Raw genomic sequence first — 15149 nt, forward strand, 5'->3', positions numbered from 1 at the left:
TACCTTCACTCATTCGCTGTCATCCTTTCGCGGACGACAGCTTAAACCACCGTCTCAAATTCGGGGTCCACTATAGAGACTTCGTTGTCTTGGGGCTGGCTGGCTGGGCCGGCACGCATGAACCATGCAATGCCGCGCCGCTTCCATAGCCGGCGCAGGAAGTCGGCATCGGACTCGTTGTGCTGCATCGTGAATTCCCGCTTCGGGTAATTTCCGGTGACGTACGACCAATCCACATCAAAAGCTCTGGCAAGCACTGGATTCATGTGGCGCCATTCGTTCAGAATGACTTCGGTTATTTCCAGTTCATTCATGTTGCGGAAAACCCGGGTATTGACCCGGTGCTCCATCAATGCAAGCGCATCGCGCATGACAAGTTCATACGTGGCAAGTCCGCCATCGCTCTGGCCGGCGGCCGCTTGCGCCACGATGCCGCAAACTGCATGCAAACCACCGCAGTCCGTCACGAACTGGATTTCCGCCGGTAACGCAATGAATTCTTTCAATGTAAAGTCGGCGCTTTTCGAAACACAGAGAACTCGATATTCCAGGCCCCCGCACATTGTTTCGGATCCAGTAACGCGTTTGATCATCAAAACGTTATCGAGCGCACGCTTTCCGTACGAGAGCCGCAAACGGATGGGGCGTTTCGTCCCGGACCAGCCATCGAAAGTCTCCGTCAAAACCCTGAGGTCCACGCCCGCCTCCTTATGGAAAACTCACGCCGACAAACACGATTACGTCAGCAGCGTCAGCAAATCGGACACGCATCGATCCATGATAAGGATAGGAGCACCGCGAAACTTGAGATTGAGCAAGTTTCAAAATTGGAAGACGCTGGAGCTACCACGTGGGAAGCAGCCAATGCTAATATCGTGATGAAAACATTTTTGGTGCGGCGGAATCCGTCGACATTCTTTAGCCTAGGCAAACATGACGATCACGATCACCGCCTTCGAACGTTCGCCCGACGGCGGCAAGGGTCTCGCGCGCGACACGCGCGTGCGCTGGGCGCTGGAAGAAGCGGGCCTGCCGTACGACGTCCGCCTCGTGTCGTTCCGCGCGATGAAGGAGCCGGCGCACCTGGCCCTGCACCCGTTCGGCCAGATCCCGACGTACGAAGAGGACGGCCTCGTGCTGTTCGAGACGGGCGCCATCGTCTTTCATATCGCCACGCACCACGGCGCACTGCTGCCGGCCGACGACCACGCGCGGGCACGCGCCATCACGTGGCTGTTTGCCGCGCTCAACACCGTCGAACCGCCCATCCTGGAACTGGTCACGGCCAGGATCTTCGAAGGCGACAAGCCCTGGAGCAAGGAACGCATCCCGCTCGTCGAGGAACGCGTGCGCGACCGCCTGAAGCAGCTGTCGGCGCGCCTGGGCGATGCCGACTGGGTCGACGGCGACTTCAGCGCGGGCGACCTCATGATGGTGTCGGTGCTGCTCCGGCTGCGGCCGTCCGGCATCCTCGACGAATTCCCCGTACTGGCCGCCTACGTCGCGCGCGGCGAGGCGCGCCCCGCCTACCAGCGCGCGTTCGCGGCGCAGCTGGCCGTGAACGCACCCTGACGCCACGATGTCGCCGCCTCGCTTACACTCGAAGGAAATCAGGAACGGCGGCTGAGCATCGCACCGAGCGCCAGCCCGACGCCGAACGCGCCGTGGACGACCGCCAGCGACGGCTTCGACAGGTGGACCTCGTAGCCGGGCTGGAAGCGCTGGGGCGTCAGCGGGTAGTCGGTCGTGTGGCTGCAGATGCGCCTGCGCGACATGGCGGCGGACGCCGCACGGCGCGCCGCTTCCTGCCCTGTACTGGACATACTTGCGCACATGGGTGGCGCTCGGCGTGCCCGCGCTCATCGCGCTCGTCTTCATCTTCTGGTTCATGGTGGCGAAGCCGATCTAGCTCTAGAATGCCTGCTTCACCACTGAAAGGCAGCATCATGATCCGTCTCGGCCTCGCCCTCCTGTTCGCATCCGGCGCCGCCTGCGCAGCCGCACCCGCCTGGGTCGCGCGCAGCGACGCCTACACCCAGCCGGTCCTGAAGGACACCGGTAAATACGTGCCCGAGGAATCCACGGAACTGGGCGACGAAAACTACGACACCCAGGTCGCCGACCTGAAACCGCGCGTGTACGAGCGCGAACTGGCCGACACCGAAAAACGCCTCGCGGAACTGCGCCGCCAGCGCGCACAGGAACAGGACGTGAAGGTGCGCCAGGACCTCGACATCCTGATCGACTCGCGCGAAAAAAAGATCGCGACGATGAAGCTGGAGCACAAGTACCTGCTCGAGTACGTCAACGTGGGCGAAGTCGTGTACGGCGGCCTGCGCGCCCTGCTCGACCCGCGCAACAAGCCGGAACGCCAGAAGCTGGCGCTGGTGCGCCTGAAGCGCTACGCCGGCAAGGAAGCCGGCTACGCTCCGATCGCCACGCTGGCGCGCGCCCGCGGCGAGGAGCGCCTCGCCGGCAAGACGCTGATCGGCCCGTACGTGGGCGAGGTCGAGGAAGGCCTGAACAACAACGCGACCTACCTGGACGGCATCGAGGAGTTGTTCAAGAAAGCGAACATCAGCGGCTGGGAAAGCGACTTCGCGGCGCTGAAGGCCCAGGTGAAGGACTACGACGACTGGGTGCGCAATCGCCTGATGCCGCGCACGCGCAAGGAAGTGCGCCTGCCGGAAGCGATCTACGTGAACCGCCTCGCCAACGTCGGCGTCGACATCGCGCCGGAGCAGATGATCGAGCGCGCCGGCTTCGACTTCCAGGAAGTGCGCGACGAGATGCAGGTCGTGGCGGGCATCATCGCCGCGCGCAACCAGCTGCCGTCGTCCGACTACCGCGACGTGATCCGCGAGCTGAAGAAATCCTCGATCGCCCCCGACCAGCTGATGCCGTACTACCGCGAGCGTTTAAAGGATATCGAAGGGATGGTGCGCGCCCACGATCTCGTGACCCTGCCGTCGCGCGAGGCGAACATCCGCACCGCGACGCCGGCCGAGGCGGCCCGCTCGCCGGCGCCGTTCATGAGCCCACCGCGCATGATCGGCAACACGGGAGAGTATGGCGAGTTCGTGATCCCGCTGGCGAACCCGAACGCGAAGTCGAAGGACAAGATGAACGACTTCGATTTTTCAGCGATGGCCTGGACGCTGACGGCACACGAGGCGCGCCCGGGCCACGAGCTGCAGTTCGCGTCGATGGTGGAGCAAGGCATGTCGGTGGCGCGCGCCCGCTTCGCCTTCAACAGCACAAACGTCGAGGGCTGGGGCCTGTATTCGGAGGCGATGATCCTGCCGTACATGCCGCCGGAAGGCCAGCTCGTCTCGCTGCAGGCCCGTTTGCTGCGCATGGCGCGCGCCCTGCTCGACCCGCAGATCAACCTGGGCCGCATGACGCCGGAACAGGCGAAGGACTTCCTGATGCGCGAAGTCGTGCTGTCCGAACCGTTCGCGCAGTCGGAAGTCGACCGCTATTCGTACCGCATGCCGGGCCAGGCCACCGCGTACTACTACGGCTACGTCAAACTGCGCGCGCTGAAGACGCAGGCCGAGATCGCGCTGGGCGACCGCTTCAGCCTGAAGGCCTTCAATGACTTCATCATCGCCCAGGGCATCCTGCCGCCGGCGCTGATGAAACAGGCGGTGCTGGAGGAGTTCATCCCGAGCCAGCGGGGCAAGGTGGCGGCCCGGTAAGCGCCAAATAAGCGCCAGATAAGCGTGCGCCACGCGCGCCGGTCTTGCGGCGACAATATCGTCCCGCCCGGCGTGGGCGGCCGACCAACCGATGGAGGACAGCGATGCGGGCTTACCAGATCTTACCCGGCGATGGCATCGACGGGCTGCAATGCGTGGATTTTCCTCACCGTGAACTGGGCAATGGCGAAGTGCGCATCCGCGTGCACGCCGTCTCGCTGAACTACCGCGACCTGATGGTCGCAAGCGGCAACTACCTCGTCACCGTCGACGACCCCATCATCCCCTGCTCGGACGGCGCCGGCGAAGTCGTCGCCACCGGTCCCGGCGTCACGCGCGTGCAGCCCGGCGACCGCGTCGCGGCCTCGTTCTTCCCGTACTGGCAGGATGGCCCGACCGCCCCCGACAAGGTGCGCCACGCGCTCGGCGGCGACGTCGACGGCATGCTCGCGGAAGAAGTCGTGCTGGACGAGGACGCGCTGGTGAAAATCCCGGACGCGATGAGCTTCGTCGACGCGGCCACCCTGCCCTGCGCGGGCGTGACGGCGTGGAATGCGATCTTCGAATCCAGCAACGCCGTCCGCCCGGGCGACACCGTACTGCTGCTGGGGACGGGCGGCGTCAGCATCCTCGGCCTGCAGCTGGCCCGGGCCGCCGGGCTGAACGCGATCATCACGTCGTCCAGCGACACCAAGCTGCAGCGCGCGAAGGAGCTCGGCGCGCGCCACGTCATCAACTACCGCACGACGCCGGAATGGCAGGAAGAGGTGCTGCGCGCGACGGACGGCGCGGGCGCACAGGTGGTGCTGGAAGTGGGCGGCCAGGGGACGGTCAACCGCTCGATCGCGTCCACCGCGATGGGAGGCAGCATCGCCATCATCGGCGGCGTCAGCGGCTTCGGCGGCGAAGTCAACCCGGCCACCCTGCTGGCGACCGCCAAGCGGCTCGTGGGCGTCTACGTCGGCAGCCGCGCGATGCTGGAAAAAGTCGTGCGCTTCGCCGAGGCGACCGGGCTGCAGCCCGTCGTCGACCGGGTGTTCACGTTCGACCAGGCGCGCGAAGCGTACCGGCACATGGAATCCGGCTCGCACTTCGGCAAGGTCGTGATCACCGTGACGTGACGGTCACGGGCGCTTGATCGGCACCAGCTCGATCTCGAACAGCTTCGGCCACAGCTTGCCCGTCACGTACAGGCGGTGCTGCTTGGGCTCGTACGCGATGCCGTTCAGGACCGCGTCCGGATTCGTCGTCCCGCGCTGGTCCGGCGGCAGCAGGCCCGTGCAGTCGATCCAGCCGACGACGTTACCGGTCTCCGGATCGATGCGGGCGATGACATCGGTCCCCCACACGTTGGCGAAGATCTGGCCGTCGACGATTTCGAGTTCGTTGAGCTGGGTGATCGGCTTGCCCTCGGCCGTCACGCGGATGCGGCGCTGCTCGTCGAGCGTCTCCGGCTCGAGGACGCGGATCTCGTTGGTGCCGTCGCTCATGTAGACGTGCTTCGCGTCGCTGGCCAGGCCCCAGCCCTCGCCCTTGTAGTTGAAGCGGCCCTTCAGGGCGAACGTCTTCGCGTCGAACAGGAAGCCCACGTTCGACTGCCACGTCAGGCCGACGATGGTGTCGCCGATGGCCGTGGAGCCTTCACCGAAGTATTCGTCCGCCAGGTCCTTCTTCTGCAGTACCTTGCCGGTTTTCAGATCGACCTTGCGCAGCGACGAGTGTCCCTTCTGGCCCGTGGATTCGTACAGATGGCCGTCCTTGAAGAACAGCCCCTGCGTGAACGCCTGCGGGTCGTGCGGATAGGTGTTCTTGACGAAGAAGCCGTACACGGGAATGGCGGCGTGGGCGGACGTGACTGAAACGGCGGCAAGCGCGAGGGAAGCAAGGATTTTCATGGGACTCCACGGATCGGGCCGGACCGTCCCGGCGCGAGCAAGATAGTAACGCAGGATGGTAAGCTAGCGCCATGCAACGAAAGACTCTTACATATCTGCACCTGCCGCCCGACGCCGACCTGCCCGACCTGGGCGCGCGCCCGCCCTTCCTCGCCATCGTGCTGGCCGAGGACGAGGTCGCGGAAATGTGGCTGTGGGACGTCGCGCGCTGGCTCGTCGCGTCCGGCGCCCGCTATGTGCAGGCCTGGGGCAAGGATGCCGAGGCCTGGATCGAAGCCGTGGACGACGCGGCACTGGAAGCCGTCGACTACGAGGACGCGCCCGAGGACCAGCGCGTGCTCGCGACCGCGCACGATGCCGGCGACGAGGACGTGGACGAGGTGTTCTGGTTCACGAAGCACCGCGCCGCGCACCCTGCCCTGCCGCTCGACGCGGTGCTGGTCGTGCACATCGCGTCCAGTCCGCGCAAGGAAGCCATCGAGACGGCTTACGCGGACGCCTGAGCCAGTTCCGCGCCGAGCAGGCGCACCAGTTCTCCCGCCGGCAGCGCACGCGCGAGCGCAAATCCCTGGCCGGCCCAGTTGACCGTGAAATCGTTGTTGCCCGCCTTCGTGGCCGCCGCGTTCAGCGCCTTCACGGCATCGTAGGCGATCGGATAATCCGGCAGCGGCGGGTGGCCGGGCGCGCCGATTTCGCTGAACAGCCGGTTCACGAGGCCGCGCGCGGGCCGGCCGGAAACGACGTCCGTCACGGCCGTGATGACGCCCTCCCCGGCCTGCATCAGCGCGCGGTGGTGCGGTGTCGCGGACGACTCCGGACACAGGATGAACGCGGTGCCCATCTGGGCGGCACTGGCGCCGAGACGCAGCGCGGCGGCGATGCCGTTCCCGTCCATGATGCCGCCGGCCGCGATCACTGGAATGCGCACGGCGTGCGCCACCCCTTGCGTGAGCGCGAACGTGCCGATGGCGGGATCGCCCCGCTCCGGATCGAACACACCGCGGTGGCCGCCCGCCTCGTAGCCCTGGGCGACGACGGCGTCGATGCCGGCCGCCTCCACCTGGCGCGCTTCATCGACCGACGTCGCGCTGGCCAGCAGCACGATGCCCGCGTCCTTCAGCGCCTGGATGCGGCGCGCATCCGGCAGGCCGAAGTGGAAGCTGACGACGGCAGGACGCGTCTCCAGCAGCACGTCCAGCATCGGATCGTCGTCGAGGAAGCTTTTGTAGATTTCGCGTAAAGACGCCGGCGGCTGCGCGCCGCTGGCGGCGAAATGTGGAGACAGATAGTCGAGCCAGGCCGCTTCGCGCGCGGCGTCGGCCTGCGCGGGACGGTGGCAGAACACGTTGACGTTGAACGGCCGGTCGGTCAGGCGGCGCACGTCGGCGATCGCGGCGCGGCCCTGCGCGGCGTCGCCCGCGCCGACGGAGATCGAGCCGAGCGCCCCCGCCTGCGACACGGCCGCCGCCAGCGCGGCAGTCGAGACGCCGGCCATCGGGGCCTGGACGATGGGAAGATCGATGCGCAGCAGGGACAACAGGTCTGGCTTCATGATGGTCTCCAACACGGGTCGCGATCCGGCGAGTATAGCGCCGCCGGCGCGGAAACGATTTATACCGTTTCCCCCCTGCAGTCTTGCCGGGTGCCGCGGCCCGTCGCGGTTCGTGTTTTTGCGTTAGGATGCATGCTACCCTGTGGGCTCAAGAATTATCGATTGGCAACAAAGGAAGGCAATGGACAGTATCGACCTCGAAGTGCTGCACGCCTGCGACCAGTGGCTGCGCGCCGGCTGGCGCTGCGAGTACGTGACCGTCGTACGGACGTGGGGATCGAGCCCGCGGCCGGAAGGCGCCACGATGGCGATCCGCGCGGACGGCGTCGTCGTCGGCTCGGTGTCGGGCGGCTGCATCGAGGACGACCTGATCGCGGCCGTGCGCGAAAACGGCATTGTACGTACGGCGCCGGAAGTCATCACGTACGGCATCTCGGCCGACGAAGCGCACCGCTTCGGCCTGCCCTGCGGCGGCACGATCCAGCTGGTCGTCGAACCGCTCGGGGCGCACAGCCGCATGGACGAACTGCTCGCGCTGGCCCAGCGCCGCGTGCTGACCCGGCGCACGCTGGACCTGACGACGGGCGCGGTCGAACTGGCGCAGGGCCAGGCCGACGAGCAGTTGCACATGGACGGCCAGGCGCTCGTCACGATCCACGGTCCGCGCCTGCGCATGCTGATCATCGGCGCCGGCCAGCTGTCGCAGTTTTTGGCGCAGATCGCCGTCGGCCTGGAATACCAGGTGACCGTGTGCGACCCGCGAGAAGAATACCGCGCAAGCTGGAGCCTGCCGGGCGTGGAGGTGGTGCATGCGATGCCGGACGATCTCGTGCTGGAGATGAAGCTGGACAGCCGCAGCGCCGTCATCGCCCTCACCCACGACCCCAAGCTGGATGACCTCGCGCTGATGGAAGCGCTCAAGACGGACGCGTTCTACGTCGGCGCCATCGGCTCGCGCGCCAACAATGCGCGGCGGCGCGAGCGCCTGCGCGAATTCGACCTCACCGAAGACCAGATCGCGAAGCTGCACGGCCCCATCGGCCTGTACATCGGCAGCAAGACGCCGTACGAGATCGCCGTCTCCATCCTCGCCGAACTGACCGCGGTGAAGAACGGCGTCGCGCTGCCGGCGCAGATGTCGGTCGAGCACGGGAAGGCGCTCGCGGCCTAGTTCTCGAGCAGCAGCAGGGCCGCCAGCACGAGCATCGTCGTCCCGGTAAAACCTTCGATGCTGCGCCAGACGGCGGGCCGCGCCAGCACGAACGCGCAGCGGCGCGCCCCCAGGCCCAGGGCGGAAAACCACAGCAGCGACGCCGTCATCGCGCCGGCCGCGAACGACACGCGGTGATGCGCCGCGAGGCTGCTGCCGACGGCGCCCAGCAGCACGACGGTATCCAGGTACACGTGCGGATTCAGCAGCGACATCGCCAGCACGATGCCCAGCGCGCGCGATGCCGTCGCCGCCGCCTGCCCTTCGCCCGCATGCGGGGCCGCGGCGCCCTGCCGGCAGCTTTTCAGGCACCGCAGTCCGTACCACAGCAGGAACGCGGCGCCGCCCCAGCGGGCAGCCAGCAGCAGTGCGGGGGAATGCTCGATCAGCGCGCCGAAGCCGGACATGCCCAGCGCGATCAGGGTGACGTCGATCAGCACTCACGTGAGCACCGTCAGCACGACGTGGCGGCCGGCGACGCCCGTGCGGATCACATGCGCGTTCTGGGCGCCGATCGGCATGATCAGGCTCGCGCCCATGCCGAGGCCTTGCAAGAAAATCGGTTGTGAAAACATGCTACCTCCTGTTGTTATTGCGGAGCAGCATGCCTTGTACGCGCGGCTACATCAATTATATTAATGACTTCTAAAGTTCATTAAGCTGGGCTAATCCAATGACCATCGATCCGCGCCGCAGCGAGGCGTTCGTCGCCGCCGTCGACAGCGGCAGCCTGGAGCAGGCAGCCGCGCTGCTGAACGTGACGCCGTCCGCCATCTCCCAACGCATCGCCGCGCTGGAACACGACCTGGGCACGCCGCTGCTCGTGCGCGCCCGTCCCTGCCGGCCGACGGCGCCCGGCATGCGGTTGCTGCAATTCCTGCGCCGCCGTGCGCTGCTCGAAGACGAATTCTTCGCGGAGCAGCAGGCCGATCCGGGCCCGGTGCGCGTGGCGCTGGCCGTCAACAACGACACGCTGGCGACGTGGCTGCTGCCCGTGCTGGCGCCGGTGCTGATCGAGGAAGGGCTGCTCGTGGAATTCGTCACGGGTGACCAGAGGCACACGTTCGCGCTGCTGGAACAGGGTCTTGCGCTCGCCTGCGTGTCGGGCGAGACGGAACCGATGCGCGGCTGCACCGTGAGTCCGCTCGGCGTGATGCGCTACCGGATGGTGGCGGCGCCCGCCTTCGCCGCGCGCTGGTTCCCCGGCGGGATCACGCGCGACGCTGCGCGGCGGGCGCCGGTGATGGTCTTCGACCGCAACGACCGCCTGCAGACGGCCTTCCTGCTGCAGCACTTCGGCCTGCCGGAAGGCGCGTACCCGTTTCACTATGTGCCGTCCAGCGATCCGTACGTGCAGGCGATCCGCCTCGGTCTCGGCTACGGCCTGCTGCCGCTGGAACAGTGTGCGGACATGCTCGCCAGCGGCGCCCTCGTCGACCTGACGCCGGATCTGTTCGTCGACGTGACGCTGTACTGGCACGCCTGGCGCATTCAGCCGCCGCGGCTGGAGCGCATGGGCGCGGCGCTGGTGAAGGGCGCGCGCGCGGCGCTGCTGCCGTCGCCCTGAGCAACCGGCAGCCACTGCGCGACGCCCCAGCAGAACTCCGGCACGAGGAACAGCCACAGCAAGGGCGCGCCGCTGGCGGCGAGTGCCCACGCCATCCAGGTGGAGAACAGGAAGCGGCCGACGCCATCGTAGCGGCCCAGGGCGACGCTGGTGGCGCGCAGGCGCAGCACGGACCACACGAGCACGATGCTGCCCATCAGGCAGGCGAACAGCACGTGGAACGGGCCGAAGTCCGGCAACGCATCGCCGCCCAGGCTGCGGTTGAGGCTTGAGAGCTGCGCGTGCGCGAGGGCGAACGTCCACGGCGTGGCGAACGGCGCCGTGAGCAGCAGGTCGTACACGGCGCTGGCGCGCACGACGGTGAGAAAAGCGGATCGGCTGAGTTGCATGGAAATCTCCCGGGATGAAGGTTCCGGCATCATCGACCCTGGAGTACACTCCAAGGTCCAGGTATTTATCGCAGCCACCGCCATGCAGATCGGAGAACTCGCCGCCGCCACCGGCCTCACCCGGGACACCCTGCGCTTCTACGAGAAACGCGGGCTGCTGTTGTCGCGCCGCCTCGCCAACGGCTACCGCGACTATCCCCCCGAGGCCGTGCAATGGCTGTGCTACCTGCGCGCCGCCCAGGCGCTTGGTTTTACCCTGGCCGAGATCGAGACCGGCCTGCCGTTGCTGGACGATCCGGCCGCCGCCGCGCCCCTGCTGCGCGATGCACTCGTGCGCAAGCTGGAGGACATCGATGCACGCATCGCGGGGCTCTCCGCCATGCGTGCCGATCTGGCGCACGAACTGGCGCGGCCAGGGTTCGGCTGCCCCGTGCTGGAGGAACAAGCGGCCGCGTGAGGAGGTCTCGATGGCCTGGGCCGGCGGATCGCCGACCTGCTGCGGGCCGAAGACATCGAGCCATGCGCGGGCCGTTCGCGTAAAATTTTGTTACAAGGAAACTGTCAGCCGTCCGTACGGCGCCCGCGTTAACAGCACAGGCGCCGACGGATGGCGCACACCCATGGAGAGATCATGAAACGCCTGCTTGCCGCCGCCGCCGTGCTGGCCACCTTCACCCACGCCGCCTTTGCCGGAGAACTGACGCTGTTCTCGGATAGCAATTTCCGCGGCCAACGCGTGACCATCGACCGCGACGCCGCCAGTCTGGGCGATGTCAACTTCAACGACCGCGCGTCGAGCGCCGTCATCCGCTCGGGCACGTGGCTGCTGTGCGAGCACGCCAACTTCGGCGGCCGCTGCCAGGAGTTCGGTCCGGGCGAATACCGCGAGCTTCCGGGTTTCAACGACGCCATCTCCTCCGCACGCCAGGTCGACCGCGGCGGCCGTGGCAGCTGGCGCGATCACGACCGTGACGACAACCGGGGTGGCTGGCGCGGTGACGACCGCGGCGACCGGGGCGACCGTGGTGACCGCGGCGGCTGGCGCGGCGACCGGGGCGGTGCCGACGTCGTGATGTTCGCCGGCCAGCGCTTCGAAGGCCAGCAAGTGGAACTGTCGCAGGACGTGCGCGCGCTGAGCGACGTCGGCTTCAACGACCGCGCCACCTCGCTCATCATCCGCGAGGGCCGCTGGGAATTCTGCGAGCACGCCGACTTCCGCGGCGAATGCGTCGTCCTGGGGCCGGGCCGCTACGACGTCCTCGACCGCATGAACAACCGCATCTCGTCGATGCGCCGCGTGCGCTGAAAACCGGGGTCAGAGCCCGAATTATGGAAATTGCCCAAAACCGGGCTCTGACCCCGGTTCTGGGCAATTTTAGTTTAACAACGCCACGCCCTTGATCTGCACCCACAGCCGCAGCCCGGGCGCGATGCCCAGCTCGCGGCGCGAGCGTTCGGTGATACGGGCCAGCAGCGGCGATTCTCCCATCCGCAATTGCACGAGCACGTGGCCAGGCGTGTCGGTGGCGGACACTGCCGTCACCACGGCCGGCAGCCGGTTGACGATGCTCGTGCCTTGCGGACGGTCCAGCGCCAAACTGACGTCGCGCGCGTGGATACGGCAGCGCAGGCGCGTGCCGACGGCTTCGCGACGCCGGCCCACGAACAGCGCGCCGCCCGCGAATTCCAGGCGGGATAACGCGTCTTCCTCGTGGCCGGCCAGGATCGTGTCGAGCACCACGCCGGCATCGTCGGCGAAGCTGGGCGGCAGGTCCACGCGCGCCAGCGTTTCCGACAGCGGCCCGCTGGCGACCGCCTTGCCGTCGTCCAGCAGCACGAGGTGATCGGCCAGCCGCGCGACCTCGTCCGGCGCATGGCTCACGTAGACGATCGGGATCGCCAGTTCCCCGTGCATCCGTTCCAGATAGGGCAGGATCTCCAGCTTGCGGCGCAGGTCGAGCGCGGCCAGCGGTTCGTCCATCAGCAGCAGCCGCGGCGACGCGAGCAGGGCGCGCGCGATCGCCACGCGCTGGCGCTCGCCGCCCGACAGACCGTCCGGCCGGCGCTCGAGCAGGTTTTCGATGCCCAGCAGGGCCGTCACGGGTTCCAGCGCGAAGCGGCGCTCGTGCACCGGCACGCGCTTGCGGCCGAACTCCAGGTTGGCGCGCACGGACAGGTGCGGGAACAGGCTCGCTTCCTGGAACACGTAGCCGATCGCCCGCCGGTGCACGGGGACGAACACGCCACGCGCATCGTCCTGCCACACCTCATCGCCGAGCGCGACGACACCGCCGGACGCGCGTTCCAGGCCGGCGATGGCGCGCAAGACCGTCGTCTTGCCCGAGCCGGAATGGCCGAACAGGGCGCTGATGCCGCGCAGGGGCAGGTCGAGGTCGACGTCCAATCGAAACGCGCCGCGGTCCACGCGCAGGCGCACGCGTAATCCGTCCGTCATCAGCGCCGTCCTTTCATCGTTTGCGGATACAGGGTGTACAGCGCCAGCAGCACGATGAAGCTGAATGCCAGCATGCCGCCCGCGAGCCAGTGCGCCTGCGCATATTCGAGCGCCTCGACGTGGTCGTAGATCTGCACGGAGACGACGCGCGTCTTGTCCGGGATATTCCCGCCGATCATGAGCACGACGCCGAATTCGCCCACCGTGTGCGCGAACCCGAGCACGGCGCCGGACAGGAAACCGGGACGCGCCAGCGGCACCGCCACCGACCAGAACGTGTCCCACGGACTCGCGCGCAAGGTGGCCGCCACTTCCAGCGGCCGCGTGCCGATCGCCTCGAACGCATTCTGCAGCGGCTGCACGACGAACGGCAGCGAATAGCACACGGACGCCAGCACGAGGCCGCCGAACGAGAACGGCAATAATCCGATGCCGAGCGCCTCCGTCAGCTTGCCGACCGGACCGTTCGGCCCCAGCAGCAGCAGCAGGTAAAAGCCGATCACGGTGGGCGGCAGCACGAGGGGCAACGCGACGACGGCGCCGACCGCGTGGCGCAGGCGTGAGCGCGTGCGCGCGAGCCACCATGCGACCGGTGTGCCGATCGCCAGCAGCAGCAGGGTCACGACGGTCGCCAGTTCCAGCGTCAGGCGGACGGCCGCGAAGTCGGCGGCGTCCAGGGTCACAATGCGTAGCCGTACGAGCGGATGATCGCTCTGGCCTTGTTCGATTTCAGATAGCTTGCCAAAGCCTTCGCGGCCGGATTGGCGCCGCCCCTGGCGAGGATGACGGCGTCCTGGCGTATCGGACCGTGCAGGTTGTCGGGCACGATCCAGCCGGAGCCGGACGCGAATCTGCCGTCGCGATAGACCTGCGACAGCGCGACGAAGCCGAGCGGCGCGTTGCCCGTGCTGACGAACTGGTGCGTCTGGGCGATGTTTTCGCCCTGCACGAGCTTGCCCTGCACGCGGTCGTAGACGCCCAGCTTGTTCAGCGTCTCGATGGCGGCCGCGCCGTACGGGGCCGTCTTCGGATTGGCGATGGCGAGATGGGCATAGTTGCCCGTCTTGAGGACCTGGCCCTGGTCGTCGACATAGCCGTCCTTCGCGGACCACAGCGCCAGCTTGCCGGTCGCATAGGTAAAACGCGTGCCGGGCACGGTGCGGCGCTCCGCTTCCAGTCTGGCCGGGGTCTCGTCGTCGGCCGCGAGCAGTACCTCGAACGGCGCGCCGTTGACGATCTGGGCGTAGAACTTGCCGGTGGCGCCGAACGCGAGGACGGCCTTGTGGCCCGTGTCCTGTTCGAATGCCGCCGCGATTTTCTGCATCGGCGCGGTGAAATTGGCGGCCACCGCCACTTGCACCTCGTCCGCCTGGGCGGCGTGGCACGCGATCAGGGCCAGCACGCCGGCGAGTTGCTTCATGGTCGACTCCAGTTCTTTATCGCTATATAGTAGAGTATATAACGAAACGGAACAGGACAGATCGTGGAAAACGACAACGCAGGCTTCGCGCTGCAGGGCGCCGTCTGGATGACGGTCGGCGGCGAAAAATTCGGCGGCCAGGGACGGGTGGAGCTGCTGGCCGCGATCGGCCAGACGGGGTCGATCAGCCAGGCCGCGAAAGCGGTCGGCATGAGCTACAAGGGGGCGTGGGACGCGATCGACGCGATGAACAACCTGGCCGGCGAAGCGCTGGTGGAACGCGTCGCCGGCGGCAAGGGCGGCGGCGGCACGCGGCTGACGGCGCGCGGCGAACAACTCGTCAGGAACTTTCGCGCGCTCGAGCAACTCCACCAGCAATTCGTGGAACAACTCAACGGACAGGCCGGCAACCTGTCCGCCGACCTTACGCTGATCAGCAGGCTGAACATGAAAACGAGCGCACGCAACCAGTTCTTCGGCACGGTCTCCCGGGTCCAGCCCGGCGCCGTCAACGACGAGATCGAACTCGACATCGCCGGCGGCCACACAATCGTCGCCATCGTCACGCACGAGAGCACGGCCGGCCTCGGCCTGGCACCGGGCGCCCAGGCGTTCGCGCTGGTCAAGGCGTCATCGATCTTCCTCATGACGGAAGGCGAGGGCGCGCGCTTCTCGGCCCGCAACCAGCTCGCCGGCACCGTGTCCCGCCTGATGCCGGGCGCCGTCAACACGGAAGTCGTCCTCGACCTGACGGGCGGGGGCAGCATCGCCGCCATCATCACCAACGAGAGCGCGCGGTCGCTCGAGCTGGCCGAGGGCCGGACGGCCACGGCGATGTTCAAGGCGTCCAGCGTGATCGTGGGCGTGCCGGCCTGAAACTACCCATCCGGGGTACGTTTAGGCTACCTCAAATCCCTTCCATTCTCTCCCGCGCAAGATCGGCATTGGCGCGCGCTTCCT

Annotated in this window: 20 protein-coding genes; 10 read left to right on the forward strand and 10 right to left on the reverse strand. The window is 67.2% G+C overall.

Annotated features, from left to right (window positions below; genetic code table 11):
* Positions 1-41 precede the first annotated feature (41 nt).
* On the reverse strand, positions 42-698 hold the full coding sequence (locus QPK29_RS28895) for a contractile injection system protein, VgrG/Pvc8 family (protein WP_371771963.1): 657 nt from the start codon (positions 696-698) through the stop codon (positions 42-44).
* Positions 699-933: 235 nt separating this feature from the next.
* On the opposite strand from QPK29_RS28895, the gene QPK29_RS28900 reads away from it, so the two are divergent.
* The gene (locus QPK29_RS28900) at positions 934-1572 is read left to right on the forward strand and encodes a glutathione S-transferase family protein (protein WP_371771962.1); all 639 of its coding nucleotides are present in this window, start codon (positions 934-936) and stop codon (positions 1570-1572) included.
* Between the two features lie 38 nt (positions 1573-1610).
* Here QPK29_RS28900 and QPK29_RS28905 read toward each other — a convergent pair whose 3' ends face one another.
* Entirely contained in the window at positions 1611-1823 is a 213-nt protein-coding gene (locus QPK29_RS28905) for a hypothetical protein (RefSeq protein WP_371771961.1), read from the reverse strand.
* A 14-nt stretch (positions 1824-1837) separates the two neighbouring features.
* Between QPK29_RS28905 and QPK29_RS28910 the strand changes: the two genes are divergently transcribed.
* The 3 genes from QPK29_RS28910 (at position 1838) to QPK29_RS28920 (ending at position 4822) form a co-directional block, all read left to right on the forward strand.
* Positions 1838-1909 carry a hypothetical protein gene (locus QPK29_RS28910; RefSeq protein WP_371771967.1) on the forward strand — a complete coding sequence of 24 codons (72 nt, stop codon included), beginning with the start codon at positions 1838-1840 and terminating at the stop codon, positions 1907-1909.
* A 37-nt stretch (positions 1910-1946) separates the two neighbouring features.
* Positions 1947-3701: a DUF885 domain-containing protein gene (locus QPK29_RS28915; RefSeq protein WP_371771960.1), complete on the forward strand. Its 1755-nt coding sequence runs from the start codon at positions 1947-1949 to the stop codon at positions 3699-3701.
* Between the two features lie 104 nt (positions 3702-3805).
* Positions 3806-4822, forward strand: a complete 1017-nt coding sequence (locus tag QPK29_RS28920; RefSeq protein ID WP_371771959.1) for a zinc-dependent alcohol dehydrogenase family protein — start codon at positions 3806-3808, stop codon at positions 4820-4822.
* Positions 4823-4825: 3 nt separating this feature from the next.
* Here QPK29_RS28920 and QPK29_RS28925 read toward each other — a convergent pair whose 3' ends face one another.
* Entirely contained in the window at positions 4826-5596 is a 771-nt protein-coding gene (locus QPK29_RS28925) for a glutaminyl-peptide cyclotransferase (RefSeq protein WP_371771958.1), read from the reverse strand.
* Between the two features lie 71 nt (positions 5597-5667).
* Between QPK29_RS28925 and QPK29_RS28930 the strand changes: the two genes are divergently transcribed.
* Positions 5668-6099: a DUF7684 family protein gene (locus tag QPK29_RS28930; RefSeq protein WP_371771957.1), complete on the forward strand. Its 432-nt coding sequence runs from the start codon at positions 5668-5670 to the stop codon at positions 6097-6099.
* Here QPK29_RS28930 and QPK29_RS28935 read toward each other — a convergent pair.
* Positions 6084-7148, reverse strand: coding sequence for an NAD(P)H-dependent flavin oxidoreductase (locus QPK29_RS28935; protein WP_371771956.1), 1065 nt, complete (start codon positions 7146-7148; stop codon positions 6084-6086). The genes QPK29_RS28930 and QPK29_RS28935 overlap by 16 nt on opposite strands.
* 181 nt (positions 7149-7329) lie before the next feature.
* On the opposite strand from QPK29_RS28935, the gene QPK29_RS28940 reads away from it, so the two are divergent.
* A complete protein-coding gene (locus tag QPK29_RS28940) occupies positions 7330-8319 on the forward strand; it encodes an XdhC family protein (RefSeq protein ID WP_371771955.1) in 990 nt (329 codons plus the stop codon).
* On the opposite strand, the gene QPK29_RS28945 is transcribed toward QPK29_RS28940, so the two are convergent.
* On the reverse strand, positions 8316-8798 hold the full coding sequence (locus QPK29_RS28945) for a LysE/ArgO family amino acid transporter (RefSeq protein ID WP_371771954.1): 483 nt from the start codon (positions 8796-8798) through the stop codon (positions 8316-8318). The two genes, QPK29_RS28940 and QPK29_RS28945, sit on opposite strands and share 4 nt — an antisense overlap.
* Positions 8799-8933 carry a hypothetical protein gene (locus tag QPK29_RS28950; RefSeq protein ID WP_371771953.1) on the reverse strand — a complete coding sequence of 45 codons (135 nt, stop codon included), beginning with the start codon at positions 8931-8933 and terminating at the stop codon, positions 8799-8801.
* Between the two features lie 98 nt (positions 8934-9031).
* Between QPK29_RS28950 and QPK29_RS28955 the strand changes: the two genes are divergently transcribed.
* Positions 9032-9925, forward strand: coding sequence for a LysR family transcriptional regulator ArgP (locus QPK29_RS28955; RefSeq protein WP_056125953.1), 894 nt, complete (start codon positions 9032-9034; stop codon positions 9923-9925).
* Here QPK29_RS28955 and QPK29_RS28960 read toward each other — a convergent pair.
* Positions 9850-10314 (reverse strand): hypothetical protein, encoded by a 465-nt coding sequence (locus QPK29_RS28960; RefSeq protein ID WP_371771952.1) that lies wholly within the window; start codon positions 10312-10314, stop codon positions 9850-9852. The two genes, QPK29_RS28955 and QPK29_RS28960, sit on opposite strands and share 76 nt — an antisense overlap.
* A gap of 82 nt (positions 10315-10396) precedes the next feature.
* Between QPK29_RS28960 and QPK29_RS28965 the strand changes: the two genes are divergently transcribed.
* Both QPK29_RS28965 and QPK29_RS28970 read left to right on the forward strand, forming a co-directional pair.
* Complete coding sequence (locus tag QPK29_RS28965; RefSeq protein WP_400189881.1) at positions 10397-10771, forward strand: MerR family transcriptional regulator; 375 nt, start codon at positions 10397-10399, stop codon at positions 10769-10771.
* A gap of 174 nt (positions 10772-10945) precedes the next feature.
* Positions 10946-11620, forward strand: coding sequence for a beta/gamma crystallin-related protein (locus QPK29_RS28970; protein WP_371771950.1), 675 nt, complete (start codon positions 10946-10948; stop codon positions 11618-11620).
* A 69-nt stretch (positions 11621-11689) separates the two neighbouring features.
* Here QPK29_RS28970 and modC read toward each other — a convergent pair whose 3' ends face one another.
* The 3 genes from modC to modA are packed head-to-tail and all read right to left on the reverse strand — an operon-like array spanning position 11690 to position 14189.
* The gene (gene modC, locus QPK29_RS28975) at positions 11690-12769 is read right to left on the reverse strand and encodes a molybdenum ABC transporter ATP-binding protein (RefSeq protein WP_056133628.1); all 1080 of its coding nucleotides are present in this window, start codon (positions 12767-12769) and stop codon (positions 11690-11692) included.
* Positions 12769-13452 carry a molybdate ABC transporter permease subunit gene (gene modB, locus QPK29_RS28980; RefSeq protein ID WP_200949050.1) on the reverse strand — a complete coding sequence of 228 codons (684 nt, stop codon included), beginning with the start codon at positions 13450-13452 and terminating at the stop codon, positions 12769-12771. Before modB ends, modC begins: the two co-directional genes overlap by 1 nt.
* On the reverse strand, positions 13449-14189 hold the full coding sequence (modA, locus tag QPK29_RS28985; RefSeq protein ID WP_371771949.1) for a molybdate ABC transporter substrate-binding protein: 741 nt from the start codon (positions 14187-14189) through the stop codon (positions 13449-13451). Before modA ends, modB begins: the two co-directional genes overlap by 4 nt.
* Positions 14190-14297: 108 nt before the next feature.
* On the opposite strand from modA, the gene QPK29_RS28990 reads away from it, so the two are divergent.
* The gene (locus QPK29_RS28990) at positions 14298-15065 is read left to right on the forward strand and encodes a TOBE domain-containing protein (protein ID WP_371771966.1); all 768 of its coding nucleotides are present in this window, start codon (positions 14298-14300) and stop codon (positions 15063-15065) included.
* Positions 15066-15149 lie beyond the last annotated feature (84 nt).

Source organism: Massilia orientalis, assembly GCF_030411975.2.
Taxonomy (GTDB): Bacteria; Pseudomonadota; Gammaproteobacteria; order Burkholderiales; family Burkholderiaceae_D; genus Telluria; species Telluria orientalis.

Coding starts and splice junctions, on each gene's coding strand:
- QPK29_RS28900 (WP_371771962.1), top strand. CDS start 934: ATGACGATCACGATCACCGCCTTCGAACGTTCGCCCGACGGCGGCAAG.
- QPK29_RS28905 (WP_371771961.1), bottom strand. CDS start 1,823: ATGTCCAGTACAGGGCAGGAAGCGGCGCGCCGTGCGGCGTCCGCCGCC.
- QPK29_RS28915 (WP_371771960.1), top strand. CDS start 1,947: ATGATCCGTCTCGGCCTCGCCCTCCTGTTCGCATCCGGCGCCGCCTGC.
- QPK29_RS28920 (WP_371771959.1), top strand. CDS start 3,806: ATGCGGGCTTACCAGATCTTACCCGGCGATGGCATCGACGGGCTGCAA.
- QPK29_RS28925 (WP_371771958.1), bottom strand. CDS start 5,596: ATGAAAATCCTTGCTTCCCTCGCGCTTGCCGCCGTTTCAGTCACGTCC.
- QPK29_RS28930 (WP_371771957.1), top strand. CDS start 5,668: ATGCAACGAAAGACTCTTACATATCTGCACCTGCCGCCCGACGCCGAC.
- QPK29_RS28935 (WP_371771956.1), bottom strand. CDS start 7,148: ATGAAGCCAGACCTGTTGTCCCTGCTGCGCATCGATCTTCCCATCGTC.
- QPK29_RS28940 (WP_371771955.1), top strand. CDS start 7,330: ATGGACAGTATCGACCTCGAAGTGCTGCACGCCTGCGACCAGTGGCTG.
- QPK29_RS28950 (WP_371771953.1), bottom strand. CDS start 8,933: ATGTTTTCACAACCGATTTTCTTGCAAGGCCTCGGCATGGGCGCGAGC.
- QPK29_RS28955 (WP_056125953.1), top strand. CDS start 9,032: ATGACCATCGATCCGCGCCGCAGCGAGGCGTTCGTCGCCGCCGTCGAC.
- QPK29_RS28960 (WP_371771952.1), bottom strand. CDS start 10,314: ATGCAACTCAGCCGATCCGCTTTTCTCACCGTCGTGCGCGCCAGCGCC.
- QPK29_RS28965 (WP_400189881.1), top strand. CDS start 10,397: ATGCAGATCGGAGAACTCGCCGCCGCCACCGGCCTCACCCGGGACACC.
- QPK29_RS28970 (WP_371771950.1), top strand. CDS start 10,946: ATGAAACGCCTGCTTGCCGCCGCCGCCGTGCTGGCCACCTTCACCCAC.
- modC (WP_056133628.1), bottom strand. CDS start 12,769: ATGACGGACGGATTACGCGTGCGCCTGCGCGTGGACCGCGGCGCGTTT.
- modA (WP_371771949.1), bottom strand. CDS start 14,189: ATGAAGCAACTCGCCGGCGTGCTGGCCCTGATCGCGTGCCACGCCGCC.
- QPK29_RS28990 (WP_371771966.1), top strand. CDS start 14,298: ATGACGGTCGGCGGCGAAAAATTCGGCGGCCAGGGACGGGTGGAGCTG.